25 protein-coding genes are annotated in these 23,803 nt (G+C 65.5%); 10 read left to right on the top strand and 15 right to left on the bottom strand.

Annotated elements, in window-relative coordinates; all coding sequences use genetic code 11:
- The first annotated feature begins 16 nt into the window (after window positions 1-16).
- The 7 genes from AC0L3S_RS32210 (at window position 17) to AC0L3S_RS32180 (ending at window position 4,440) form a co-directional block, all read left to right on the top strand.
- Entirely contained in the window at window positions 17-547 is a 531-nt protein-coding gene (locus tag AC0L3S_RS32210) for a DUF2628 domain-containing protein (RefSeq protein WP_473283686.1), read from the top strand.
- Complete coding sequence (gene hisH / locus AC0L3S_RS32205) at window positions 544-1,194, top strand: imidazole glycerol phosphate synthase subunit HisH (RefSeq protein ID WP_473283683.1); 651 nt, start codon at window positions 544-546, stop codon at window positions 1,192-1,194. The genes AC0L3S_RS32210 and hisH overlap by 4 nt, the downstream gene beginning before the upstream one ends.
- On the top strand, window positions 1,182-1,922 hold the full coding sequence (hisA, locus tag AC0L3S_RS32200) for a 1-(5-phosphoribosyl)-5-[(5-phosphoribosylamino)methylideneamino]imidazole-4-carboxamide isomerase (RefSeq protein WP_473283681.1): 741 nt from the start codon (window positions 1,182-1,184) through the stop codon (window positions 1,920-1,922). The genes hisH and hisA overlap by 13 nt, the downstream gene beginning before the upstream one ends.
- A gap of 10 nt (window positions 1,923-1,932) precedes the next feature.
- A complete protein-coding gene (gene hisF, locus AC0L3S_RS32195) occupies window positions 1,933-2,709 on the top strand; it encodes an imidazole glycerol phosphate synthase subunit HisF (protein ID WP_473283678.1) in 777 nt (258 codons plus the stop codon).
- A gap of 82 nt (window positions 2,710-2,791) precedes the next feature.
- Window positions 2,792-3,118, top strand: coding sequence for a phosphoribosyl-ATP diphosphatase (locus AC0L3S_RS32190; RefSeq protein WP_007598445.1), 327 nt, complete (start codon window positions 2,792-2,794; stop codon window positions 3,116-3,118).
- Window positions 3,119-3,138: 20 nt separating this feature from the next.
- Complete coding sequence (coaA, locus tag AC0L3S_RS32185; RefSeq protein WP_007598451.1) at window positions 3,139-4,095, top strand: type I pantothenate kinase; 957 nt, start codon at window positions 3,139-3,141, stop codon at window positions 4,093-4,095.
- 105 nt (window positions 4,096-4,200) lie between these two features.
- Window positions 4,201-4,440 carry a hypothetical protein gene (locus AC0L3S_RS32180; protein WP_473283675.1) on the top strand — a complete coding sequence of 80 codons (240 nt, stop codon included), beginning with the start codon at window positions 4,201-4,203 and terminating at the stop codon, window positions 4,438-4,440.
- 61 nt (window positions 4,441-4,501) lie between these two features.
- Here the strand turns inward: AC0L3S_RS32180 and AC0L3S_RS32175 are convergent, their stop codons facing one another.
- The 5 genes from AC0L3S_RS32175 to AC0L3S_RS32155 form a co-directional block, all read right to left on the bottom strand.
- A complete protein-coding gene (locus AC0L3S_RS32175; protein WP_473283672.1) occupies window positions 4,502-5,560 on the bottom strand; it encodes an AI-2E family transporter in 1,059 nt (352 codons plus the stop codon).
- A 56-nt stretch (window positions 5,561-5,616) separates the two neighbouring features.
- Window positions 5,617-6,240 (bottom strand): histidine phosphatase family protein, encoded by a 624-nt coding sequence (locus tag AC0L3S_RS32170; RefSeq protein ID WP_473283669.1) that lies wholly within the window; start codon window positions 6,238-6,240, stop codon window positions 5,617-5,619.
- A gap of 123 nt (window positions 6,241-6,363) precedes the next feature.
- A complete protein-coding gene (locus AC0L3S_RS32165; RefSeq protein ID WP_473283706.1) occupies window positions 6,364-8,589 on the bottom strand; it encodes an ATP-binding protein in 2,226 nt (741 codons plus the stop codon).
- A gap of 140 nt (window positions 8,590-8,729) precedes the next feature.
- Complete coding sequence (locus AC0L3S_RS32160) at window positions 8,730-9,197, bottom strand: hypothetical protein (protein ID WP_473283667.1); 468 nt, start codon at window positions 9,195-9,197, stop codon at window positions 8,730-8,732.
- A 98-nt stretch (window positions 9,198-9,295) separates the two neighbouring features.
- Window positions 9,296-10,834, bottom strand: coding sequence for a YifB family Mg chelatase-like AAA ATPase (locus AC0L3S_RS32155; RefSeq protein WP_473283665.1), 1,539 nt, complete (start codon window positions 10,832-10,834; stop codon window positions 9,296-9,298).
- Between the two features lie 229 nt (window positions 10,835-11,063).
- On the opposite strand from AC0L3S_RS32155, the gene AC0L3S_RS32150 reads away from it, so the two are divergent.
- Window positions 11,064-11,309, top strand: coding sequence for a PilZ domain-containing protein (locus AC0L3S_RS32150; RefSeq protein ID WP_007598461.1), 246 nt, complete (start codon window positions 11,064-11,066; stop codon window positions 11,307-11,309).
- Between the two features lie 80 nt (window positions 11,310-11,389).
- Complete coding sequence (locus AC0L3S_RS32145) at window positions 11,390-12,175, top strand: tetratricopeptide repeat protein (protein WP_473264305.1); 786 nt, start codon at window positions 11,390-11,392, stop codon at window positions 12,173-12,175.
- 108 nt (window positions 12,176-12,283) lie between these two features.
- Here the strand turns inward: AC0L3S_RS32145 and AC0L3S_RS32140 are convergent, their stop codons facing one another.
- From AC0L3S_RS32140 to rsmI, 7 genes are all read right to left on the bottom strand, one after another.
- Window positions 12,284-13,573 carry a CpaE/TadZ family protein gene (locus AC0L3S_RS32140; RefSeq protein WP_106943964.1) on the bottom strand — a complete coding sequence of 430 codons (1,290 nt, stop codon included), beginning with the start codon at window positions 13,571-13,573 and terminating at the stop codon, window positions 12,284-12,286.
- Window positions 13,570-14,304 carry a CpaD family pilus assembly protein gene (locus AC0L3S_RS32135; RefSeq protein WP_473283662.1) on the bottom strand — a complete coding sequence of 245 codons (735 nt, stop codon included), beginning with the start codon at window positions 14,302-14,304 and terminating at the stop codon, window positions 13,570-13,572. The genes AC0L3S_RS32140 and AC0L3S_RS32135 overlap by 4 nt, the downstream gene beginning before the upstream one ends.
- A gap of 68 nt (window positions 14,305-14,372) precedes the next feature.
- Window positions 14,373-15,890, bottom strand: coding sequence for a type II and III secretion system protein family protein (locus AC0L3S_RS32130; RefSeq protein WP_473283704.1), 1,518 nt, complete (start codon window positions 15,888-15,890; stop codon window positions 14,373-14,375).
- Between the two features lie 10 nt (window positions 15,891-15,900).
- Complete coding sequence (cpaB, locus tag AC0L3S_RS32125) at window positions 15,901-16,704, bottom strand: Flp pilus assembly protein CpaB (protein WP_473283659.1); 804 nt, start codon at window positions 16,702-16,704, stop codon at window positions 15,901-15,903.
- 446 nt (window positions 16,705-17,150) lie between these two features.
- Window positions 17,151-18,095 (bottom strand): glutathione synthase, encoded by a 945-nt coding sequence (gene gshB / locus AC0L3S_RS32120; RefSeq protein ID WP_027566221.1) that lies wholly within the window; start codon window positions 18,093-18,095, stop codon window positions 17,151-17,153.
- 10 nt (window positions 18,096-18,105) lie between these two features.
- The gene (locus tag AC0L3S_RS32115; protein WP_473264308.1) at window positions 18,106-18,507 is read right to left on the bottom strand and encodes a YraN family protein; all 402 of its coding nucleotides are present in this window, start codon (window positions 18,505-18,507) and stop codon (window positions 18,106-18,108) included.
- Window positions 18,494-19,444 carry a 16S rRNA (cytidine(1402)-2'-O)-methyltransferase gene (rsmI, locus tag AC0L3S_RS32110; protein ID WP_473264309.1) on the bottom strand — a complete coding sequence of 317 codons (951 nt, stop codon included), beginning with the start codon at window positions 19,442-19,444 and terminating at the stop codon, window positions 18,494-18,496. The genes AC0L3S_RS32115 and rsmI overlap by 14 nt, the downstream gene beginning before the upstream one ends.
- A gap of 339 nt (window positions 19,445-19,783) precedes the next feature.
- Between rsmI and AC0L3S_RS32105 the strand changes: the two genes are divergently transcribed.
- Entirely contained in the window at window positions 19,784-21,037 is a 1,254-nt protein-coding gene (locus tag AC0L3S_RS32105) for a penicillin-binding protein activator (protein WP_473264310.1), read from the top strand.
- Window positions 21,038-21,088: 51 nt separating this feature from the next.
- Here AC0L3S_RS32105 and hemW read toward each other — a convergent pair whose 3' ends face one another.
- Genes hemW through rph form a run of 3 tightly spaced genes read right to left on the bottom strand, consistent with a single transcriptional unit; the run spans window position 21,089 to window position 23,650 of the window.
- Entirely contained in the window at window positions 21,089-22,273 is a 1,185-nt protein-coding gene (gene hemW / locus AC0L3S_RS32100; RefSeq protein ID WP_473264362.1) for a radical SAM family heme chaperone HemW, read from the bottom strand.
- Between the two features lie 16 nt (window positions 22,274-22,289).
- Entirely contained in the window at window positions 22,290-22,925 is a 636-nt protein-coding gene (rdgB, locus tag AC0L3S_RS32095; protein ID WP_473264311.1) for an RdgB/HAM1 family non-canonical purine NTP pyrophosphatase, read from the bottom strand.
- A gap of 11 nt (window positions 22,926-22,936) precedes the next feature.
- The gene (gene rph / locus AC0L3S_RS32090; protein WP_473283657.1) at window positions 22,937-23,650 is read right to left on the bottom strand and encodes a ribonuclease PH; all 714 of its coding nucleotides are present in this window, start codon (window positions 23,648-23,650) and stop codon (window positions 22,937-22,939) included.
- Between the last annotated feature and the right edge of the window lie 153 nt (window positions 23,651-23,803).

Below are 23,803 nucleotides of genomic sequence, written 5' to 3'. Positions count from 1 at the left end.
GGAACGGGGCATCGCCATGTCCGTCTACACAGTTCATGCTCCCTCCCCTGTCGGAGCCGATCTGCGCGCGACCGACAGATTCGTCTTCGTGCGCGACGGCTTCCATTTCTGGGCGATGATCTTCGGCCCGCTCTGGCTGCTGTGGAATCGGCTATGGCTGGCGCTGATCGGCTGGGTGATCTTCGTTGCCGCGTTCAACGTCGGGCTGTCCAGCCTCGGCGTCGGCCGTTCGTCGATCTTTTTCGCCGACGTCATCGTCGCGCTGCTGATGGGATTCGAAGCCTCCAGCCTGCGCCGCTGGACGCTGTCGCGCGGTAAATGGCGCCAGCTCGACGTGGTCATTTCCGACGATGAGGACACCGCCGAGCGCCGCTTCTTCGAGCGCTGGAGCCAGAAGCAGCGCGGCATCGTCAACGATCAATGGGCCGTCGATCGCGGCGGCCCGCCGCCGACCCGCAACGTGCCGGGTCAGCAATTCTCCAACCCGCCGCCGATGCCGGCGGGCGGCATCATTGGTTTGTTTCCAGAACCGGGAGGGTCAAGATGAGCGTCGCCATCATCGATTACGGTTCCGGCAATCTGCATTCGGCCGCCAAGGCGTTCGAGCGCGCCGCGCGCAGCATGGATAACCCGCAAAAAGTGTTCGTCACCAGCGATCCGGACCAGGCCTACAGCGCCGACCGTCTGGTGCTGCCGGGCGTCGGCGCCTTCGCCGATTGCCGGCGTGGGCTCGATGCGGTCAACGGCATGGTCGAGGCGATCACCGAAGCGGTGCGCGTCAAGGCGCGGCCGATGTTCGGCATCTGCGTCGGCATGCAGCTGTTCGCCACCCGCGGCAAGGAGCATGTCATCACGCAAGGCCTGAACTGGATCGGCGGCGACGTCGAGAAGATCACGCCGCGCGACGAGAGCCTCAAGATCCCGCACATGGGCTGGAATACGCTCGATGTGCTGCGCGAGCATCCGGTGCTGGATAGGCTGCCGCTCGGCCCCAAGGGCCAGCACGCCTATTTCGTGCACTCCTACCACCTCAACGCCGCCGACGAGGCGGACGTGCTCGCGCGCGCCGATTACGGCGGGCCCATCACCGCGATCGTCGGCAAGGACACCGCCATCGGGACGCAGTTTCACCCCGAGAAGAGCCAGCGCTTTGGTTTGGCCCTGATCTCGAACTTCTTGCGATGGAAACCGTGATCCTCTTTCCCGCGATCGACCTCAAGAACGGCCAATGCGTGCGCCTCGAACAGGGCGACATGGCGCGCGCGACCGTGTTCAACCTCAATCCCGCCGCGCAGGCGGAGAGCTTCGTCGCGCAGGGCTTCGAGTATCTCCACGTCGTCGATCTCGATGGCGCGTTTGCCGGCAAGCCGGTGAACGCGCAGGCCGTCGAGGCGATGCTGAAGACGATCACGATTCCGGTGCAGCTCGGTGGCGGCATTCGCGATCTCGCGACTGTCGAAGCCTGGCTCGACAAAGGCATCACCCGTGTCATCATCGGCACCGCCGCGGTGCGCGATCCTGAACTGGTGAAGGCTGCTGCAAAAAAATTCCCCGGCCGCGTCGCGGTCGGGCTCGACGCGCGTGACGGCAAGGTCGCGGTCGAAGGTTGGGCCGAGACCTCGCAGGTGACGGTGCTGGAGATCGCACGGCGTTTCGAGGATGCCGGCGTCGCCGCCATCATCTTCACCGACATCGCGCGCGACGGCCTGCTCAAGGGCCTGAATCTCGATGCGACCATCGCGCTGGCGGATGCGATCTCGATTCCCGTGATCGCCTCCGGCGGCCTCGCCTCGATCGAAGACGTCAAGGCGATGCTGGCGCCGCGCGCGAAAAAGCTCGCCGGCGCGATCGCCGGTCGCGCGCTTTACGATGGCCGGCTCGATCCCGCAGCCGCCCTCACCCTGATCCGCGCCGCGGCCTAGGAGACATCCGATGTTCAAGGTACGCGTGATCCCCTGCCTCGACGTCAAGGATGGCCGCGTCGTCAAAGGCGTCAACTTCGTCGACTTGCGCGATGCCGGCGATCCCGTCGAAGCGGCGATCGCCTATGACGCCGCCGGCGCCGACGAGCTCACTTTCCTCGACATCACCGCGACCCATGAGAACCGTGGCATCATGCTGGACGTGGTCCGGCGTACCGCGGAAGCCTGCTTCATGCCTGTGACCGTCGGCGGCGGTGTGCGTGAGGTCAGCGATATCAAGACCCTCCTGCGCGCCGGTGCCGACAAGGTCTCGATCAACAGCGCCGCGGTGTCACGGCGTGAGTTCGTCAAGGAAGCCGCCGAGAAATTTGGCGGGCAGTGCGTGGTGGTCGCGATCGACGCCAAGCGGGTCAAGCGCGCCGGTGGCGGGGAGCGCTGGGAGATCTTCACCCATGGCGGTCGCAACTCGACCGGCATCGACGCCATCGAATATGCCCAGGAGGTGGTCTCGCTCGGCGCCGGTGAAATCCTGCTCACCTCGATGGACCGCGACGGCACACGACAGGGTTTTGACATCCCGCTGACCCGGGCCATCGCCGACAGCATTCCCGTTCCCGTGATCGCCTCGGGCGGCGTCGGTAATCTCGACCACCTCGTCGACGGTATTCGCGACGGCCACGCCACTGCCGTGCTGGCTGCCTCGATCTTTCACTTCGGGGAATTCACCGTCCGCGAAGCCAAGGAGCACATGTCCCGGCGCGGGCTGCCCATGCGCCTCGATGCCTGACGACTCCCGTCCATAAAAATGCTACATGATCGGCGGGGACCGGCTTATCCCGCCAGATTACCGGCCAATCCGAGTGCTTTGTATGCCGCGTTTCACGATCCACGATCTGGCCGAGACCATCGACGCCCGCGCGGCAGCGGGTGGCGAGGCGTCCTATACCCGCAAGCTCCTCGACAAGGGCGCCGAACATTGCGCCAAGAAGTTCGGTGAGGAGGCAGTCGAAACCGTAATCGCAGCAGTCGAAAACGATCGCGCGCATCTGATCGCAGAAGGCGCCGACCTGCTCTATCATTTCCTTGTGCTGCTCAAGGCCCGCGGCGTAAAGCTGGAAGAGGTCGAGGCCGCATTGGACAAGCGGACCAATATGTCAGGGTTGGAAGAAAAGGCGTCGCGCAAGGGCGGCAGCTAGCCGAGGTGGAGAATCGCGTCATGGATATCCGCGCACCCGAGCAGCAGTATAATCCGTACCGCGTCTATACGCGCGAGGAGTGGTCGCGACTCCGCGACGACACGCCGATGACGCTTGAGCCGGGCGAGTTCGACCGGCTGCGCTCGCTGCATGATCGCCTCGACTTGCAGGAAGTCGAGGACATCTACCTGCCGCTGTCGCGCCTGCTGTCGATCTATGTCGATGCGATGCAGCGGCTGTATTACGCGGAGCGCCAGTTCCTGAACATCCGCGACCGCAAGATGCCCTACATCATCGGCGTCGCCGGTTCGGTCGCGGTTGGAAAATCCACCACGGCCCGCGTGCTTCAGGCGCTGCTGGCGCGCTGGTCGCCGCGTCCCAAGGTCGAGCTGATCACCACCGACGGATTTCTGTATCCCAACGCCGTGCTGGAGCGGCAGGGCATCATGCAGAAGAAGGGTTTTCCGGAGAGCTACGACCTGCCGCTGCTGCTCAGCTTCCTCTCCGACATCAAGGCCGGCCGCCGCCATGTGCGCGCGCCGGTCTATTCGCATTTGACCTACGACATCGTGCCGAACCAATGGGCCGAGATCGACCAGCCCGACATCCTGATTGTCGAGGGCGTCAACGTGCTGCAGACAGGCAAGCTGCCGCGTGACGGCAAGGCGGTGCCCGTGGTCTCCGACTTCTTCGATTTCTCGGTCTATATCGACGCCGACGAGGCCGCGCTGCGGCAGTGGTATATCCGGCGCTTCCTGTCGCTGCGCGACACTGCGTTCACCAATCCAAAATCCTACTTCAACCGCTATGCGCTGTTGTCGGACGAGGAAGCCACCGCCACCGCGATCGCGATCTGGGAACGCACCAACCTCGCCAATCTCGAGGACAACATCCTGCCGACCCGCCCCCGCGCGACCCTGATCCTGAAGAAGGGCGCCGATCACACGGTGGCGAGCGTGGCGCTCAGGCGGCTATAACAGCCTTGACGAACGCAGCCCTTGTTAAATTTCGGGCTGAGTATCTTTTGTTGCAGACCGGCGAGGGGTATTTGGTTATGGCTTTCGGAAACGCACACGGACCCCATGGTTGATCGTCTCAGAAGCGCTGCCGAGCATCTCGAAGCACCGATATGCCCGGACTGCCATATCGAGATGAAGTGGTTCCGTTCCGAGCTGCCGGCCGACGAGCCGACCCCGATCATCGCGCATCTTTTCGTGTGCCCGCATTGCAAGCGCGCGGCCCAGGCAGACACCAAATTCGAGGGCACGCCGGTGCGGCCGGATAAGCTCTCTGCGCCGCGGTTTCCTGCTCACGCCGCATAGCATTCGGGGGTGACCGGATTCAGCGCTCGGCTGACCGCCGGATAGTAACTCGACATGACGATCATTTCCGGACCTCCTGTCGCGCTTTCGAGCCGATGAAGATGTGCCACGCCGTGAGAAACATCGCGGCGACGAGTGGGCCGATGACGAACCCGTTCGCTCCGAACGCCGCAAGGCCGCCTACGGTGGCGAGCAGCACGACATAGCTCGGCATTTGGATCGACTGGCCGACCAGGATCGGGCGGAGAAAATTGTCCGCAAGACCGATCACGAAGGTCCCGAAAGCGAGCAGGATGATCCCTTTCGTGACTGAGCCTGCCACCAGCAGGTACAGTGCGACCGGAACCCAAACCAGGGCGGAGCCGAGCACGGGCAGCAGCGAGAGCAGCGCCATCAGGGCGCCCGCCAGCAGTGGGGCAGTCAAGCCGAGCACCCAGAAAATCAGCCCGCCAAGCGCTCCCTGAATCAGCGCAACGAGAACGATCCCCTTGATCGTCCCGCGAACCGCGAGGGTGAACGCATTCAGAATCTCGCTGGTGTGGCTTGGCCGCAGCGGCAGCGCGTCGCGGATCCGTGCATTGAGCTCGTCACCGTCGCGGAGCAGGAAGAACAGCAGGTACAACATCACGAGCAAGCTTGCGACGAATTCCAGCGTCAACTGACCGATGTTGATGGCGTGTCCCGCCAGCTGTTGGCCGGCAGGAACGACCAGACTCGACAGACGTTCCTTCAGGGCCGAAAAATCGATGCCGGCCAAACGATCCGACAGGGACGCAGCCCAGGCGGGCAGCGCGGATTTCAGCTGCTGCAGGGGATGAGCGAAACTGATCTCCCCGCTCTGAGCGCGCTGATAGAGCTCCCCACCCTGGTCGATGAGCGAGGCGATGACGACCGCCACGGGGATGAGGACCATGACGATCACGACGACGACAGTGAACGATGCAGCAAGGTTGCGCCTTCCCGGAAGCGTTTCCAGGGCGCGTCGATAGAGCGGTGCGAAGATGATCGCCAGAAGCGTGGCCCACAACAACGCGCCGGAGAACGGCCAGAGCACCCACCCGAACGCAAGGGAGATCGCGGCAAGCAAGATGAGGAATGAGCGGTCTTCCGATGTTCTCACGTGTTCGCCAGCCCTTTTGTTGCAAGAAGTATGATCCGGACTTGAAGTCCGGGCCGTCACTTGTCTGCTTTCGCGGTCCAGTCGGCGAACTTGATGCGTCCTGCAAAGGTTGCGGGACCCGAGCCGCCGGCCTTGTAGACGAAAGCTTCGCCTTCCTGCACGTCCCCGGCTTCCTTGCCGAAGGCATCGGCGATGTTGGTCTTGTGGGTGACCAGGAAGGTGTTGGTGCCGGCTTTGGGCGGCGCGTCGACGAGCTGCCGCACGGCCTGGCCCGCCTTTGCGTTTGCACCGGTCGGATTTGCCATGCCCGACGCACTCGCGTTGCTGCTGTCCGTCAACGCATCGACCGGCTTGACCTCGCGGCCGGAGATCAGCCTGCCCGCCTCGATCGCGCGGTTCAGCTTGCTGGTGTAGACGTCGCCGATCGGAATTGCGAGTTCCTTGATGGCCGTCCCGATCTGGCGCGCCATGTCGCGGCCCTTTTCGCTGAGCTGCCGCTGGGCGCTCATGTCGTCGAACTTGAAAGGGTAGACATCCTTTTGGCTGTCGTCGGTGGCGGTGTGCCGAAACACCAGCACGTAGCCGCCTTGCTTGAGCGAGGCGATCAGTTCCGAGCTATCGGCCGCGGCGGGGGTGGATCCAGAGAGTAGGACAAAGGCGAGGCAGCAAAGCAGTTTCATGCCCGACATCCTCTTCTTGAAAACGCCCCTTGGAGGATGGTGACGTGCAGCGGGGTCGATTTCAATTCTCGAATGCCGATGGATATGAAGTTCCCATGCGCGGAAACGTCGAGCGGTCTTGGATCAAACCGCCAGCTGCCGCGCCGCCGCCAGTCCGGCCAGCGCCTCTTCCAGCTTCTCGCGATCGAGCGGCTTGATCAGAAACCCGTTCATGCCCGCTTCAAAGCAGGCATAGCGATCCTCCACCAGCGTATTGGCGGTGAGCGCCAGGATCGGCGTGTGGTGGCCACCTTTGGTGGCCTCATGCGCTCGGATTCGTTTCGTCGTTTCGATGCCATCGAGCTGCGGCATCTGGATGTCCATCAGCACGAGATCATAGGGCGTGCTGGCCGATGCCGCGCCGAGCCAGGATTCCAACGCGGCCTCGCCATTGATCGCGATGACGACGCGGTGGCCGAGTTTCGTCAGCAGCGAGCGCATCAATAGCGCATTGATCTCGTTGTCCTCGGCGACGAGAACCGACAGGCCTTTCGCCGGTACCGGGCCGGTGGATGGGGCTGATGGCTCCGGCGCGAGATCGGGCGAGGCGACCTCCGGGGGCAGCGCGAGGCGTGCGGCGAGCGAGGCCGCGCGCAGCGGCTTCACCAGGAAGCCGGTGAAGGCCGGCGAGAGTTTCTCGTGGCGCGAGCCGGACGTCAGCAGCACGAGGCGTTGCGTCGCATGGCTGCGTGCGGCTTCGCCGAGGCGGTCGGCGATGGCGGTGCCGAGCGCGCGATCGATCAGCACCGAATGCCATGAGCGTTCCGGCAGCAGCGCTTCCGCCACCGCGGCGTCCGTCACCATGCAGGTCTGGCCGCCCCAGCGCTCGAGTCGCCGCGCGATCAGTGACGCCTCGATGCCGTCGGCAATCAGCAGGATCGACTTGCCCGCGAGATCGGGACTGGGGAATGCCGTCTGTTCCGGATCGACGTGCTTTGACGCGAGCGGAATCGCGACTTCGAAGGTCGAACCCTTGTCCGGCTCGCTCGTGAGCGTGATGCGGCCGCCCATGCGCTTGACGATGCGCTCGCTGATGGCGAGACCGAGGCCGGTGCCGCCATAGGTGCGGGCGACGCGTTCGTCGGCCTGCTCGAATTCGCGGAAAATGCGCTGTTGCGCTTCCGGCGCGATGCCGATGCCGGTGTCGCGCACCAGAAAGCTGATCTCGTTCGGCCAGATGCCGGGCTCGACGATCAGCGCGACGCCGCCGCTCGCGGTGAACTTGATGGCGTTGCCGGCGAGGTTGAGCAGCACCTGGCGCAGCCGCGCGGCATCGCCGACCACTTCGAGCGGCAGCCGTTCGTCGACATAGGCGGCGATCTCGAGCTGCTTCGCCTGCGCGCGGGGCGCGAGTAGCTCGGTGATGTCCTCGATTAGGCCTGAGAGCGCGAAGGGACGCTGCTCGAGATCGAGCTTGCCGGCTTCGATCTTGGAATAGTCGAGCAACTCCTCGATCAGCGCCATCAGCGCTTCGCCCGAGGTCTTCACGGCCCTGGCGTAGGTCGACTGCTCCGGCGTCAGGGAGGTGTCGAGCAGCAGCCCGCCCATGCCGATGATGCCGTTGAGCGGCGTGCGGATCTCGTGTGAGGCCATGGCCAGGAAGCGCGATTTGGCCCGGTTGGCGGCGTCGGCCTGATCGCGGGCGTCGGACAGCGCACGTTCCGTCTCGGTGCGGTCGGTGACGTCGCGTCCGACGCTCTGCAATTCGGCGGGCTGGCCGGCGTCGAGCCGGACATAGCCTTCGCGCCAGGCGATCCAGCGCCCGCCGAGCGGGGTTGCGATCTTCTGGTCGTGAATCCGCGTTCCGTTGCTCTCGCCGGCGCTGTCGCCCTGCTCCAGCACGTCGAAATCAAAGCACGTGCCGACCAGCGCGCGGCGCGCCTGTCCGGCAAGCGCGCAATAGGCGTCGTTGGCGAACGTGATGCGGCCGCTCGTGTCACGCAGCACGATCAGATCGCCCTGCTGTTCGAACAGGCTGCGAGCGCGTTCTTCGGCTTCCTTCAGCTCCCAATTGCGGTCGATCAGCGTTTCGTTGTGGGCAGCCAGCGCACGCATCCGCTTGTTGACGAAGCGCAGGCGCATGCTGAGCGTGGCGAGGCCGAGGCAGGCGAGCGCGAACAGGAAGCTGACGCCGATCGCAAACGCATTGGGATCGTAGCCGGACGTCTCGGACCGGCTGCCGGAGACAAACCCATAGGCGCCGCCGAAGGTCGCCGAGAAGATCATGATGGAGCGGATCGCGAAGGCGATTCTGGGGTACTGTCGCCTGAAGCGGCGCATGCGCACCTTGATCCGGAACGTCCGATCCATCGCCACCGACCCGACTCTTTTCGTAAAAACCTGCGCTCGCTGTAAACGACGATGTGCCGCCGACCTTGCGAACAGTTTGAGGCCCTGCGATCGCCTCCAAACAGGGTTCACGAGGCGTTAACGGCGCAAAGCGAGGCGGCTCAAAGCGAGGCGGCCTGGAGATGACGGTGGCCGCCGCGGGCGCCGACGATTAGCGCCGCGGCCTCGCGCTGCGAGAAGGTTTTCGAGCGCACATAGACGCGGTAATCCGCCGGCCCTTCGGTGGAGAGATAGACCACCTGGCCGCCGTCGACGGGCTGCGCGGCAATCGAGATCAGGCGCGTCGAGGGGTTGGCCTGGCAGGACTCCGATTCCGACCCGAGGCCGTCGTCGACGACCGCGAAGTCGGCAGCGTCCGCATCCTCGGTGATCTGAACCCGCACCGTGGCGCGCGCGGGATCGTCCGTGAAGGCGACATGCACGCCGGCGGTCCAGAACAGCGACGTCAGCTCGACCGAGGTGTCGCCGAGGGCGATGCAGGGATGCGAGACCGATCCGATCTCGCTGCGGGCAAACACCGCGGCCGCCAAAACGGGAATAACCGAGGCCAGGATCTTGAAACGCAACATGACACGCTACTCGCCGGGCCCTGTACGGGAACTGATGGGCCTTATGGTTTGCAGAGCGTAAAGGAAACTCGTTACCGCCGGGTTGATGCGCGGAATGATCACGCCAGCTGCCGCACATCCTCCGCGAGTGCGCGATAGGACAGTGCTTCGGCCAGATGCAGCCGGCCGATCTTGTCGGCGCCGTCGAGATCGGCCAGCGTGCGCGCCACCCGCAGCACGCGGTGATAGCCACGCGCCGACAGCCGCATGGTCTCGGCGGCGTCGCGCAGCAGCTTCTGGCCTTGCGCATCCGGCTTGGCGATCTCCTCCAGCACCGAGGCCGGGGCTTCGGCGTTGGTGCGAACCTTCGGCAGGCCGGCGTCCGCGTAGCGCGCGAGCTGGATGTCGCGCGCGGCGGCCACGCGCGCGGCGACTTCGGCCGAGCCCTCCGCCGGCGGCGGCAGGATCAAATCGGCCGCGGTCACCGCGGGAACCTCGATGCGCAAATCGATGCGGTCCATCAGCGGCCCCGAGATGCGGGCCTGGTAGTCGCCCGTGCAGCGATCGATGCGGCCGCGCTTGCAGGCATAGCCGGGCTCGAACGCATTGCCGCAGCGACAGGGATTCATCGCCGCGACCAGCATGAAGCGTGCGGGATAGGTGACGCGGTGATTGGCGCGCGACACCGAGACCTCGCCGTTCTCCAGCGGTTGGCGCAGCGAATCCAGCACGCGCGGATCGAATTCGGGGAGCTCGTCGAGGAACAGCACGCCTTGATGCGCGAGCGAGATCTCGCCGGGCCGTGCGCGCATGCCGCCGCCGGTAAGCGCGGCGATGCTGGCGGAATGATGCGGCGAGCGAAACGGCCGCCGCGCCGTCAGCGCGCCGCCCTCGATCTCGCCGGCAACAGAGGCGATCATCGAAACCTCGAGCAACTCGCCCGGTGACAACGGTGGCAGGATCGAGGGCAGGCGTGCCGCCAGCATCGATTTGCCGGCGCCGGGCGCGCCGATCATGAGCAGGTGATGACCGCCGGCGGCCGCGATCTCCAGCGCCCGCTTGGCGCTCTCCTGGCCCTTGATGTCGCGCAGGTCGAGGGGCGAGCTTGCTGCTTCATGCACCTTCGGCACCGGCCGCGACAGCACCTGCGTTCCCTTGAAATGGTTGGCGATCTGGATCAGTGAACTTGCGGCGATGATCTGGATGTCCGGGCTCGCCCATGCCGCTTCCGAGCCGCAAGCCGCCGGACAGATCAGCCCCTCCTCGCGCACATTGGCGCCGATTGCGGCAGGAAGGACACCGGCCACCGGCGCGATCGATCCGTCGAGGCCAAGCTCACCCAGAACGGTGAAGCCGGTCAGTGCATCCGGTGGAATCGCGCCGATCGCCCCCATCAGCCCGAGCGCGATCGGCAGGTCATAATGGCTGCCTTCCTTGGGCAGATCGGCGGGCGCGAGATTGACGGTGATCCGCCGCGCCGGCAGCGCCAGCCCCGAGGCGATAAGTGCCGAGCGGACCCGCTCGCGCGCCTCCGACACCGCCTTGTCCGGGAGACCTACGATCGCGAAGGCCGGCAGACCCGGCGCGACCTGCACCTGCACGTCGACCGCGCGGGCCTCGATCCCCTCAAAGGCGACGGTAGAAACCCGCTGAACCATGCCCGAACCAGCCTGCCCTTTTGCACAATTAGGGGTAGCAGAGCGGGCCAGTCCTTGCAAGAACAATACGGGAACGTGTTGAGGGGGGCCTGGAAGGCCCTAACCGATCGTAAACACGACGAAGACACTACGCCTCGAATGCAAGCTGCTCTGCTCAGCACATTCCAACGAATGTCCGCTACTCCTAGGGGTGCGGGATGGGCCGTGGTCTAACGGGTGAACAATTCAAATGCTTGCAAATCGCCGGAGAAGCGAACGACGGATGTGCACGCGGCTTGCCAAGATTCATTTTGGCGCGGGTTCGCTGCCGCGGGACTGCACGATCACCGATATTTCGGATGGCGGCGTGAAAGTAGTGGCGGAATTTCTGGAAGTGCCGCCGCAATTCACCATCATCTTCGCACCCGACTATTCCCGCCAGTGCCGCCTGCGCTGGCGCATCGGCTGCGAGTTCGGCGCTGAATTCACCGACTGAGCCATCGGAAGCGCCCCGCCTTAACGGGACTTTAGCGTTAATCGGTAAGCATCTCTGATCAGTCGCCGAGTGATCAGAGTATGTCCAAGCGTTCGTCCGTCGCCTCTCCTCCGGCGAGATATCTGTTTTCCGCGCTTCTGATCCTGGCCCTCGGCGGCTGTCAGACCACCGGCATCGAAGACATCACCGGCGCGCTCGGCGGAAAGTCGGACACGGCTGGCAGGGCCGACACCAAGCCCGACGTGAGGCCGGACATGGACGCGCTGCGCGAGCGCTATCGTGCCAAACCTGGCGATCCCAACATCGCGCTCGAATACGGCAAGGCGTTGCGTCAGACCGGCCAGCGCGCGCAGGCGCTCGCGGTGCTGGAGCAGGCCGTGCTCACCCATTCCAACAACAAGGCGCTGCTCGCCGGCTATGGCCGCGCGCTCGCCGACAGCGGCAGTTTCCAGCAGGCGTTCGACGTCCTCGGTCGCGCGCATTCGCCCGAGGATCCCGACTGGCATATTCTGTCGGCGCAGGGCGCCGCGCTCGATCAGCTCGGCCGCAACGAGGAAGCGCAGCAATACTACGCCGCCGCGCTGAAGATCGTGCCGGACGAGCCGTCGGTGCTGTCCAATCTCGGACTGTCCTACATGCTGCAGAACAATCTGCCGCGGGCGGAGGAAACGATGCGCCGTGCGCACGCGCGCAATCCCGCCGATTCGCGCGTGCGCGCCAATCTCGCGCTCGTGCTGGGACTGGAAGGAAAGCAGGCGGAGGCCGAGACCATCGTGAAGGCCGACCTGCCGCCGGATCAAGCGGCGGCAAAGGTCACGGCGCTGCGGCAATTGCTGGTGAAGAAGCAGCAGCGGGCGGAGAAGTAACCGGCTCGTTCCTGAGCTCGACAGATTGAGCCTCGCCGAGCGCACCGAGGGAGGTGCGTTCCCTCCCCCACAAGGGGGGAGGGAACGGAGAGAGTTCAGCTCTCGTCCCTACGACGCCTTGCGATGCGGGGCTGATCCGCGCCCCGACCTGCCCTTCAGCTTCTTCAGCAGCGGGCCGAGCAGCGAGCGCTTCGGCTTCTTCACCTCGCCGCGCCCGGCAAGGCGGTTCGCCATGTTCTGGAACAGCTCGGTGGTGCGGTGGCTCTTGGAGACCTCCGCGATCATCTGGCCGTTGTTGGCCGCGGTCGAGAACAGCTTCGAATCGAACGGGATCACCGCGATCGGCTGGCTCTCCATGGTCTTGGCGAAGGCCTTGACCTCGATCTCCGCACGCTTGGGCATGCCGACCTGGTTGATGCAGTAGAGCGGTGGCCGGTCGTTCGGCCGCGCCGCCTTCAACACGTTCAGCATGTTCTTGGTGTTGCGCAGGTTGGCAAGATCGGGCTCCGCCACGATCACGATGTCGTCCGCGTTGACCAGCGCGCGTCGCGTCCAACCCGACCATTGATGGGGAACGTCGAGCACGATGCAGGGCGTCGTCATGCGCAGCGTGTCGAATACCGCGTCGAAGGCCTCCGCGCCGAAATCGTAGACGCGGTCAAGCGTGGCAGGCGCAGCAAGCAGGCTGAGACGCTCGGTGCATTTGGAGAGCAGACGCTCCATCAGAGCCGTGTCCGGCCGATCCTGTGACAGCACCGCATTGGCGATGCCCTGCACCGGGTCCTGGTTGTAGTCGAGACCCGCGGTACCGAAGGCGAGGTCGAGATCGATCACGACGGAATCGAGCGCGAGGTCGCGGGCGATGGTCCAGGCCACGTTGTGCGCGACGGTGGAGGCACCGACACCGCCCTTGGCGCCGACCACCGCGATGACGCGGCCGGTGATGATGGTTTCGGACGCCGAGAACAGGCTGCAGATCGAGCGGACGACGTCGAGCGTTTCGACCGGTCCCACCACATAGTCGTTGACGCCGCGGCGGACCAGCTCGCGATAGGGCGCGGTGTCGTTGGGATTGCCGATCACGACCACACGGGTGCCGGGATCGCAGACGCCGGCGAGGTCGTCGAGGCCCTCGAGGATGTCGCGCGTGCCGTCGGATTCGATCACGATGACGTTCGGCGTCGGCATCGTTTCATAGACTTCGATGGCCGCAGCGAGGCCGCCGTCCTTGGCGGTGAGATGCGCCTTGGCGAGACGGCGATCCTGCCCGGCCGCGGTCACCGCGGCGAGCGTCTGCTCGGTCTCGCAAAAGGCCTGCACGGAGATGCGAGGAACCGGCGCAATGTGTTCCTCGGGGTGCTGCGGATCGTCCGCTTCTTCGTCGTGGACGCGTGTCATCTGCCTGTGTCGCTGAGTTTGGCCTTGTCGGCGTCTGGATTGGTGGTCCCGATCGGCGTGCCCTTGCGATAGCGCTCGAAGGCCATGTCGCGCCGTGCGTTATAGGCCGGCGTCTCGGACCGCGGCTGCTCGAGGTCGGCCGGATTGTCGATCATGGCCGCGAGGTTGCGCTGGCTGGCGCAGCCCAGATTGAAATAGGGCTGGTTCTCGTTGTAGCCGGGGTCGAGGATGGAGGGGCCGATATCTTCCGGCCACAGCCCGCAGGGGCCGGCGACCGCGGCGATCCGGGAATAGCTCAGGCGGATGGTGGGCAGCAGTCCGGGATCCTCGGGCCGATAGGGGTGCTGGACGATGGCACGCGAGGGCACGCCGACGGATGCGAGCACGGAACGGATCTCGTGATAGGTCGCTGCGGCCGCGCGCGAATTCGCGGCGTTGGCGGGGACGTCGACCACGACCGAGCCGGTGCCTTCGCGCACCCAGTCCCGGGCAATGCCGGCGACGTCCGCGTGCTGCGCGGCCGAGAGGCCGCCGCGAGCCTTGCCGACGAAGATCACGATCGACTTCTTGGCTTCCTCGACCGCGATCGGGTGACGCTGGCGATAGTCGGTCGGCACCGTCTGGGTGACGATCTCGCCGGTGGTGTTGCAGGCGCCCAGCATGAAGGAGAGCCCCGTCAGCGCCAGCGCGACGCTCAACTTGCGACGTCGATCGGCCATGGTCTTCGTCATCGCTTCGTCCCCTCGTGCCCCATCTCTCGCCCGTCTCTTGTCCCGTTCCCCAAGCCGTCCGTTCGCCATCAGTCGATGATGAAGCCGAAATCGCCGGGCGTGCCCGCGATCGGATCGACGCGGCGCGCGATGCCGTAGAGGCGGTTCATGCGGCCGAGCAGCGCCGTCTGGGCGTCAGAGGCCGGCGCAAAGCCGTCGTCGGGCCGGGACAGTTCCTTCTGAGCCACCGCGCGCACCACATAGGGGGTCACGATCACCATCAGCTCGGTTTCGTTGTTGACGAAGTCCTGGCTGCGGAACAGCGCGCCGATGATCGGCACCTGGTCGACGCCGGGCAGGCCGTTGATCGCCTGTTTGGTCTGCTGCTGGATCAGGCCGGCCATCGCCATCGAACCGCCCGAGGGAATTTCCAGTGTCGTTTCGGCGCGACGGGTCTGGATCGAGGGAATCGTGATCGAGTTGGTCGAGCTCGACGACAGCGCCTGGGTCACCGTGATGGCGCTCTGGTTCGACAACTCGGACACCTCGGTCATCACCCGCAGGCTGATCCGGCCCTCGCTCAGTACGACCGGGGTGAAGTTCAGGGAGATGCCGAACTTCTTGTAGGTGATCTGGGTGGTACAAACGTGGGTGACAGGATCGCAGGCATAGCCCGACGGAATCGGGAATTCGCCGCCGGCGATGAAGGTGGCGGATTCGCCGGAGATCGCGGTCAGGCTCGGCTCGGCGAGCGTGCGCATGACACCGGCACTTTCCATCGCGCGCATCGTGGCGCTGACGGTCGCGAAGCCCTTGGTGAGGCCGGCGACACCTAATCCGTTGTTGCTGACGATCGGTCCACCGCTGACCGAGAACGGGTTGGAATTGTTGAAGTTCACCACTGCGGTGCCGGCGTTCAGGCTGGCGCTGAGATCGACGCCCAACTGCTTGACGATATCGCGGCGCACTTCGCCGACGACGACCTTGAGCATCACCTGGTCGCGGCCGCGCACGACGATGTTGTTGACCACCTTCTCGGAGCCGCCGACCAGTTTGGCGGCGACGTCGCCGGCCTGCTGCGCCTCGACCGGGCTCGACACCGAGCCGGTCAGCATCACGCTGTCGCCCACGCCTTCGATCTGCACGCCCGGCAGCGACTGACGCAGCGCCGTGCGCATGCCGTTGAGATCGCGCTTCACCGCGATGTCGTAGGCAGCCACCTGCTGGCCGTCGGCGGCGAAGAACACGACGTTGGTCTGGCCGACCTGTCCGCCGATGATATAGGCGCGTTGGGCCGAGCGGATCACGGCATTGGCGATCTTGGGATCGGCGACCAGCACGTCCTTGACGTCGCGCGGCAGGTCGATGACGGCGGACTTGCCGACGCCGAGCGACAGGAAGCGCGTCTTCGCAGGCACGATCGTTCCGACCGGCGACACATCGATATCCGCTGCCTGCATCGGCGCCTGGTCGCCGACCGGCGCATCTGCGGCGCTGACGATATCGGGGGCTGCGAGGAGCCCCAGGATCAGCATCGTCCCCGTCCAGAACGAGCGCGCGCGATTCCCCCGAATGCGCATGCCCGTCCGATCATCCCCGTAGTTCATCATATCCCCATCACTTCTGTGACGTCAGTTGCCGCGCCTGTACGCCGTAGCGGATCACGTTGACCCCGCCCGACCGCTTGCTCGCCAGGTCCTCGGGCGCGCTGTCGACCGAGTTGGCATCGACGATGCTGCGCAGCGCGAGTGTCAGCGTGCCGCCCTGGCGCGCCGCCGATAGCGTGCCGACCTGGTCGGGTTTGAGCTCGAGCGTGACGGTCCTGCCGACGACGGCATTCTGGCCGTCCTTTTCCTTTGGCGCTTGGTCGATCGCGAGCACGCGGATATTGGTCAGGATCGCTTCGGACAGGATGAGGTCGTTACCGGCGGCCCCGTCAGGATTCTTCAGGCGGCGGGTCAGCACGATGTCGACGCGGTCATTCGGCAGGATGAAGCCGCCGGCGCCGGTCTCTGCTGAAATCTCGGTGGAGACGGCGCGCATGCCCGACGGCAGGATCGCGGCCATGAAGCCGGAGCCGTCGGCCTTGACCAGCTTCTGCTCGCGGATCGGCTCGCCCTGCATCAATGGCACGCGTGCGATCGAGCCTGCGATCTGGATCTGCGCCTCGGGCCTGTTGTCGCGGCGGATGAAGGCGCTGCTCGCGGTCGCCGCCGGCCAGACCTGCCATTGCAGGTCCTCGGGCTTCACGGCTTGACCGAGCTGGATGTCGTTCTTGGCGACCAGCACCTCGACCGTCGGCAGCTTCTCGGCGACGGGGAGAACGGGCGCGGGCTTGTTGTCATAGCCGCTCGCCAGATACGCAGCGACGCCGCCGGCGCCCAGCGCGATGACGAGAACGACAATGCGTGCGGTGTTCATACGCTTCTACTCTTACGCAGGGCACTCGAACCGCACCTGGCGGGTTCCCCAACGTCGATGAGTAGGCAGTAAAAGTATAAGCGGTGTTGCGAGGCCGAACGTGATCGACGGCCGCGCTGTGGTCTTTCGGCAGATGGTGAACGTGGCGTTATCCGGTCGGCCACTGGCCCCGTAGTTTCACGCAGTCGCGGCCCGTGCGTTCGAACGATGCGCGCCGCGTCATGGTGAATGCGTGGTTAGTGATGTGCGGGTGCGGTGTCATGGCTAAGAGCCGGAAGCAATGCGCCACACCATCGCTGTCGTCCCGGCGAAGGCCGGGACTCATACCGCGTGATCTCTCGATTGTAGAAGACAGAAGTACCAACGACGAGTCTTCGCCAAACCACGCCCTGTGGCTATGGGTCCCGGCCTTCGCCAGGACGACGTTGGAGAGGTAGTGCGCTCCCCTACTTCGCCCGCTTCTGCTCGATCACGTCCCAGAGCTTTGCGGCAACGTCCGGTCCGCCGAGCCGCGCGATGGCGCGGATGCCGGTCGGCGAGGTCACGTTGATCTCGGTGAGGTTGCCGTTGATGACGTCGATGCCGACGAACAACAGCCCGCGCTCGCGCAACGCCGGGCCGACGGTGGCGCAGATCTCGCGCTCGCGCGGCGTGAGCTCGGTCTCCTGTGCTGCGCCGCCGCGCACCATGTTGGAGCGAAGGTCGTCGGCGGCCGGGACGCGGTTCACGGCGCCGGCGAACTCGCCGTTGATCAGGATGATGCGCTTGTCGCCGTGCTTCACCTCGGGGATGAACTGCTGGATCACCCAGGCTTCCTTGAATGTCACCGAGAACATGTCGAACAGCGAGCCGAAATTCATGTCCTGCGGCATCACGCGGAACACCGCCGCGCCGCCGTGGCCGTGCAGCGGCTTCATGACGACGGCGCCGTGCCTGTCGCGAAACGCGTTAATCTCGTCGAGGTCGCGCGAGATCAGCGTCGGCGGCATCAGCTGCGGAAAGTTCATCACGAACAGCTTCTCCGGCGCGTTGCGCACCGAGGCGGGATCGTTGACGACGAGCGTCTTCGGATGGATGCGTTCGAGAAGGTGCGTCGAGGTGATGTAGGCGAGGTCGAACGGCGGATCCTGGCGCAGCAGCACCACGTCGAAGCCGTTGAGCGCCTCGCGCCTGGGTTCGCCCAGGGTGAAATGATTGCCGGGCTCGTCGCGCACGGTGAGCAGCTGAACGGGAGCGACGATCTCCTCGCCGACCATCGAGAGCTTGTCGGGCGTGTAATAGGACAGGCCGTGGCCGCGCTTCTGAGCCTCCAGGAGCAGCGCAAAGGTGGAATCACCCTTGATGTTGATGCGGGCGATGGGGTCCATCTGGACGGCGACGTTCAGTTTCATGGTCTGCCTTTCAGGTCGAGGCGTCGAATGCCGCCAACACATGGCGTGGAAGTGACCGCGGCGCAATCAGCATGGCATCGAATCGCATTTCAAATTCCGCATGCTCGGGATGCGCGACGAGCCAGCCTTGCGCGGCGTCGATGATGCGCTGCTGCTGGCGCGGCGTCACCGCGAAGGCGGCGTCGTCCAGCGTCGCGCGCGCCTTGACCTCGACGAAGGCAATCAAATTGCGGCGGCGCGCCACGATGTCGATCTCGCCATGCGGCGTCCGGTAGCGTTTGGCGAGGATGCGGTAACCCTTGGCCATGAGATAGGCCGCGGCGCGGCTTTCCGCGGAGATGCCGGTGCGAAACGCGGCGACGCGCTCGGGCGAGGCGATTTTCGGTTCCGCCGGGGCGTTAGTCTTCGCCATCGCCGCCCCGCAGATCTTTAGCAAGCTCGAGCGCGCGGGCATAGACCTCGCGGCGCGGCCGGCCCGAGAGCGCGACCGCATGCGCAACCGCATCCTTGACGCTGTTCGCGGCGAGCTGCTCGCGCAGGACGTCGTCGAGCGCGTCCGATGTCAGCATCTCGGCATCCGCCGCAGGCGGAGCGATCACCAGCACGAATTCTCCGCGCGTCTCCAGCGTGTCGGCGCCGCGCGCGAGCTCACACAGCGTCGCGCGCGAAATCTGCTCGTGCAGTTTCGTCAGCTCGCGGCAGATCGCGGCTTCGCGGGTCCCCATGATCTCGGCGAGCTCGGCGAGCGTGTCCTGCACGCGGTTGCCGGAATCGAACATCACCAGCGTCGCATCGATGCGCGCAAGCTCGGCCAGGCGCGACCGCCGCGCGGCCGATTTCGCCGGCAGGAAGCCTTCGAAGAAGAAGCGGTCGGTCGGCAGCGCTGCGACCGACAGCGCCGCCAGCACCGAGGACGGTCCGGGCAGCGCGTAGACCGCGTGGCCGGCGGCGCAGACCTCGCGCACCAGCTTGTAGCCGGGGTCCGAGATCAGCGGCGTGCCGGCGTCCGACACCAGCGCGATCGAGCCGCCCTGCGAAAGCCGCTCCAGGATCTTCGGGCGGGCCGCTTCCGCGTTATGCTCGTGATACTGCTTGAGCTGCGCGGAGATGTCGTAGCGCTCGGTCAGACGTCGCGTAATGCGGGTGTCCTCGCAGGCGATGACATCGACCCCGGCGAGGGTTTGCAGCGCCCGCAGGGTGATGTCACCGAGATTGCCGATGGGGGTCGCGACCAGGTGCAGGCCCGGTGCGGCCTTCGGCGCGACAAGCCGATGGGCGTCGATGGAGAAACCGCGCGAGGCGGGCTCCGTCGTCTCAGGTGTATTTATCGGGGACGGCTTTGCGCGCATAATCAGACGAACTTAGGCATGATCCCCGGGGCTGGGAACCGGTCCCCGGAAAAAGATCGTGCCTGGGCAAGGGGCGAGGAAGGACTGGAATGTGATCCACTCGACATCACATTCCCGAGGGAATGAAGCGTCAGCGCCATATTCGCGGCGGAAACGCCGCCTTGATGCTGGGTGACGGACGGCGGACAGCTAGCCAGAACTTGAGAGGAAGCCGCGTTAAGCGGGCATTATCCTTTTGTTTGAGTTAACTATTTGCCGACAATATGCCTGAATCCATGGCCGGTGTCGTGGAAAGATGTCGTGACCGGCTGGCGACGGTCGGTCAGAAGAGAAACTGTCATGACGGGCCCACGTGATCCCAGATATTCCTCTTCGGAGGAGTCTCCCGTTCAGGGGCCCCTGATGTCAGGGGCGACCCGGCGAAGCGCGCTCGGCCTGTTGCTCGGCGCGCCGCTGCTGTCGGCCTGCGCCGGCGTGCAGCAGAGCCTGAGCCAGTTCTCCAATCCGTTCAGCAGTTCCTCTCCGCCTCCCGCCCAGCCGGCTGGCCCGCCGCAGCAGGCGACGACCGCCGGCACCGGCGGGGTGAAGGTTGCCGTGATCCTGCCGCTGTCGGCATCCGGCAATGCCGGCCTCGCTGCGCAGTCGATGCGCAATGCCGCCGAGATGGCGTTGGCCGAGTTCCAGAATCCCAACATCCAGCTCCTGATCAAGGACGACAATGGCAGCCCGCAGGGCGCGCAGGCGAGCGCGCAGCAGGCGGTCGACGAGGGCGCCGAGATCATCCTGGGGCCGCTGTTCGCGCAATCGGTGCCTGCGGTGGCGCAGATCGCGCGTACGCGCGGCATTTCGGTGATAGCGTTCTCGACCGATTCCAGCATCGCCGGCCGCGGTGTCTATCTCCTGAGCTTCCTGCCGGAGTCCGACGTCAACCGCATCGTCGAATATTCCGCCAGCATCGGAAAGCGCTCCGTCGCCGTTCTGGTGCCGGACAATGCCTATGGCAATGTGGTCGAGGCCGCGGTGAAGGCGGCAGTGCCGCGCCGCGGCGGGCGCATCGTCGCATTCGAGAAATACGGCGCCGATCGCGCCACGCCGGCCCGGACCGTGGCGCAGCAGCTCGGCAGCGCCGATGCGCTGTTCATCGCCGATGATGGCGACGCCGTCGTCTCTGTCGCCGATGCGTTGAGCGCCGCGGGTGCTAACCTGCGCAATATCCAGCTGCTCGGCACCGGCCTGTGGGACAGTCCGCGCGTCTATGCCAGTTCAAGCTTGCAAGGCGGCCTCTACGCCGCGCCGGACCCGGCCGGTTTCCGCGCCTTCTCCGGCCGCTATCGCACCAAATACGGCGCCGAGCCAGTGCGCACCGCAACGCTCGCTTATGACGCGGTTGCCCTGGTCGCCGCGCTGGCGCGCACGCAAGGCACCACGCGCTTCTCGTCCGACGTGCTCACCAATCCTTCCGGATTCGCCGGCATCGACGGCCTGTTCCGCTTCCGCGCCGACGGCACCAACGAGCGGGGCCTCGCGGTGATGAAGGTCACGACCGGCGGCGGCGTTGCGGTCGCGGGTTCGCCGAAGAGCTTTGGAGCGTAGCTGTTTCCTCGACGTCGTCCTGGCTTTCGCCAGAACGACGATGGAGAGACCTTACGCCGCGAGATCGGCGACCACCGCGTCCAGCACCGGAAAACCGCTGCTGGTCACGCGCAGGCGTCCGGTTGCATCCACGGTGATCGCGCCTTCTTCGCGCAGCAGCGTGATGCGCTTGGGATCGAGCGAGCGGCCTGACAGCGCGCGGTAGCGCTCGGGGTCGATGCCCTCGGCAAGGCGCAACCCCATCAGCAGAAATTCGTCGGCGCGCTCTTCGCTGTTGAGGAGATCGTCAGTGACGACGCCGTGCCCGTTGGTCTCGACCCGCATCACCCAGGCTTCGGGACGCTTCTCGGTAGCGGTCGCGTGCCTAATGCCGTCGATGTCGAGCCGGCCATGGGCACCGGGGCCGATGCCGGCATATTCCTCGCCGCGCCAGTAGACCAGATTGTGCCGGCACTCGGCGCCCCGCCGCGCGTGATTTGAAATCTCGTAGGCGGGCAGGCCGAGCTTGTCGCAGGTTTCCTGCGTGACGTCGTAGAGCGCGCGTGCGATCGCTTCATCCGGCGTCTTCAGCTTGCCGGCCTGATGCAGGCCGAAGAACGGCGTGCCTTCTTCGATCGTCAACTGATAGAGCGACAGATGCTCGGCTGCCTCGTCGATCGCGAGACGCAATTCATCGGCCCACATCGCCGGCGTCTGGTCGGGACGGGCGTAGATCAGGTCGAACGAATAACGATCGAACGAGCGGCGCGCGATGGCGACCGCGTCGAGGGCCTCGCGCGCGCTGTGCATGCGGCCCAGCGCCTTCAGCGAGGCATCGTCGAGCGCCTGCACGCCGAGCGAGACGCGGTTGACGCCGGCGGCGCGATAGCCGGCGAAGCGCGTGGCTTCGACGCTGGTTGGGTTTGCCTCCAGCGTGACTTCAACGTCTTTCGCCACGGTCCAGTGCTTGCCGATGGCATCGAGCACAGCGCCGACGGTCGCAGGCTGCATCAGGGATGGCGTGCCGCCGCCGAGAAAGATCGAGGTGACTTCGCGGCCGGGCGAACGTTGCGCGGTCGTTTCGATCTCACGCGCGAATGCTGACGCAAAACGCGCCTCGTCGATCGCGGCGTGGCGGACATGGCTGTTGAAGTCGCAATAGGGGCACTTCGACAGGCAGAACGGCCAGTGCACGTAGACGCCGAAGGCTTCGGATTCTTGTTTTGACGCGTTTTCCTGGCGCGAACCGGTATCCACTTCGCTCGAAAACGCTCTAGCGCGGCTCAAGGCAGATCTCCGCCAGTTTCACGAAGGCGCGGGCACGATGCGACAGGCCGAGACCGAGCGGCGGCAGGCCGTGCTTCTCGATGCTCTCCATCTCGCCGAAGGTGCGGCTGTGGCCGTCGGGCAAAAACATCGGGTCGTAGCCGAAGCCGGCGGTGCCGCGCGGCGGCCACACCAGCGTGCCGTCGACGCGCGCCTCGACCTCTTCGAGATGATGGTCGGGCCATGCAACGCAGAGCGCGGAAACGAAATGCGCCTTGCGCTTGGCGGGCGTGGTCGCGCCGCGCTCCTGCAGCAGACGCTCGATCTGCGCCATCGCCGCGGCAAAATCCTTGTTCGGCCCGGCCCAGCGCGCCGAGTAGATGCCGGGCGCCCCGTCGAGCGCGTCGACCACGATGCCGGAATCATCGGCGAAGGACGGCAGCTTGGTCGCCTGCGCTGCCGCAACCGCCTTGATCGCGGCATTGCTGCGGAAATCGTTTCCGGTTTCTTCCGGCTCGGCAAGGCCGAGCTCGCCGGCCGACACGGCATCGATGCCGTAAGGCGCGAGCAGCTCCTTCATCTCGGCGAGCTTGCCGGGATTATGGGTCGCGATGACCAGCTTTCCGGTGATTCGGCGATGCATCGGCCTATTGACTACGCTACCGCCAGTTTCTGCAAGTCCACCAGACGCGCCACGCCCTTGCGCGCCAGCGCCATCAACGCCAGGAACTCGGCTTCGGTGAACGGCTCGCGTTCCGCGGTGCCCTGGACCTCGATGATGCGGCCATCGCCCGTCATGACGAAATTGGCGTCGGTATCGGCTTCGGAGTCCTCGGCATAGTCGAGGTCGAGCACGGGCGCGCCCTTGTAGATGCCGCAGGAGATCGCGGCGACGTTGTCGCGCAACACATTGGCTTTGACCATGTTGCGCGCCTTCATCCAGCTGACGCAATCGGCGAGCGCGACCCAGGCACCGGTGATCGAGGCCGTGCGAGTGCCGCCGTCGGCCTGGAGCACGTCGCAATCGACCGTGATCTGGCGCTCGCCGAGCGCTTCGAGATTGATGATGGTGCGAAGCGAGCGGCCGATCAGGCGCTGAATTTCGACGGTGCGGCCGCTCTGTTTTCCGGCGGAGGCCTCGCGGCGGGTGCGTTCCGAGGTCGCGCGCGGCAGCATGCCGTATTCGGCGGTGACCCAGCCGCGGCCCTGGCCCTTCAGCCATGGCGGCAGGCGGTCTTCCAGCGTGGCGGTGACCAGCACATGGGTGTCGCCGAACTTCACCAGGCACGAGCCTTCCGCATATTTGACCACGCCACGCTCCAGCGTCACGGGGCGCAATTCGTCGGACGCACGGCGGCTTGGCCGCATGGGAAATCCTCCAAAACTCTCGGAAAAGGGCTGTTGGCGGTGCTTGTAGGGGGGGTGAGGGTGGGCGGCAAGGGGGAAGATCGAGCCTTATTCACCCCCGATTTTCAATCCGCGAACGCCACGCTTGTCAGAAGCCCCGGGGATAGACAAATT

Source organism: Bradyrhizobium sp. Ken01, from assembly GCF_055807355.1.
Note: the sequence above shows the minus strand (reverse complement) of the source record. Positions and strands in the feature narration are given on the sequence as shown.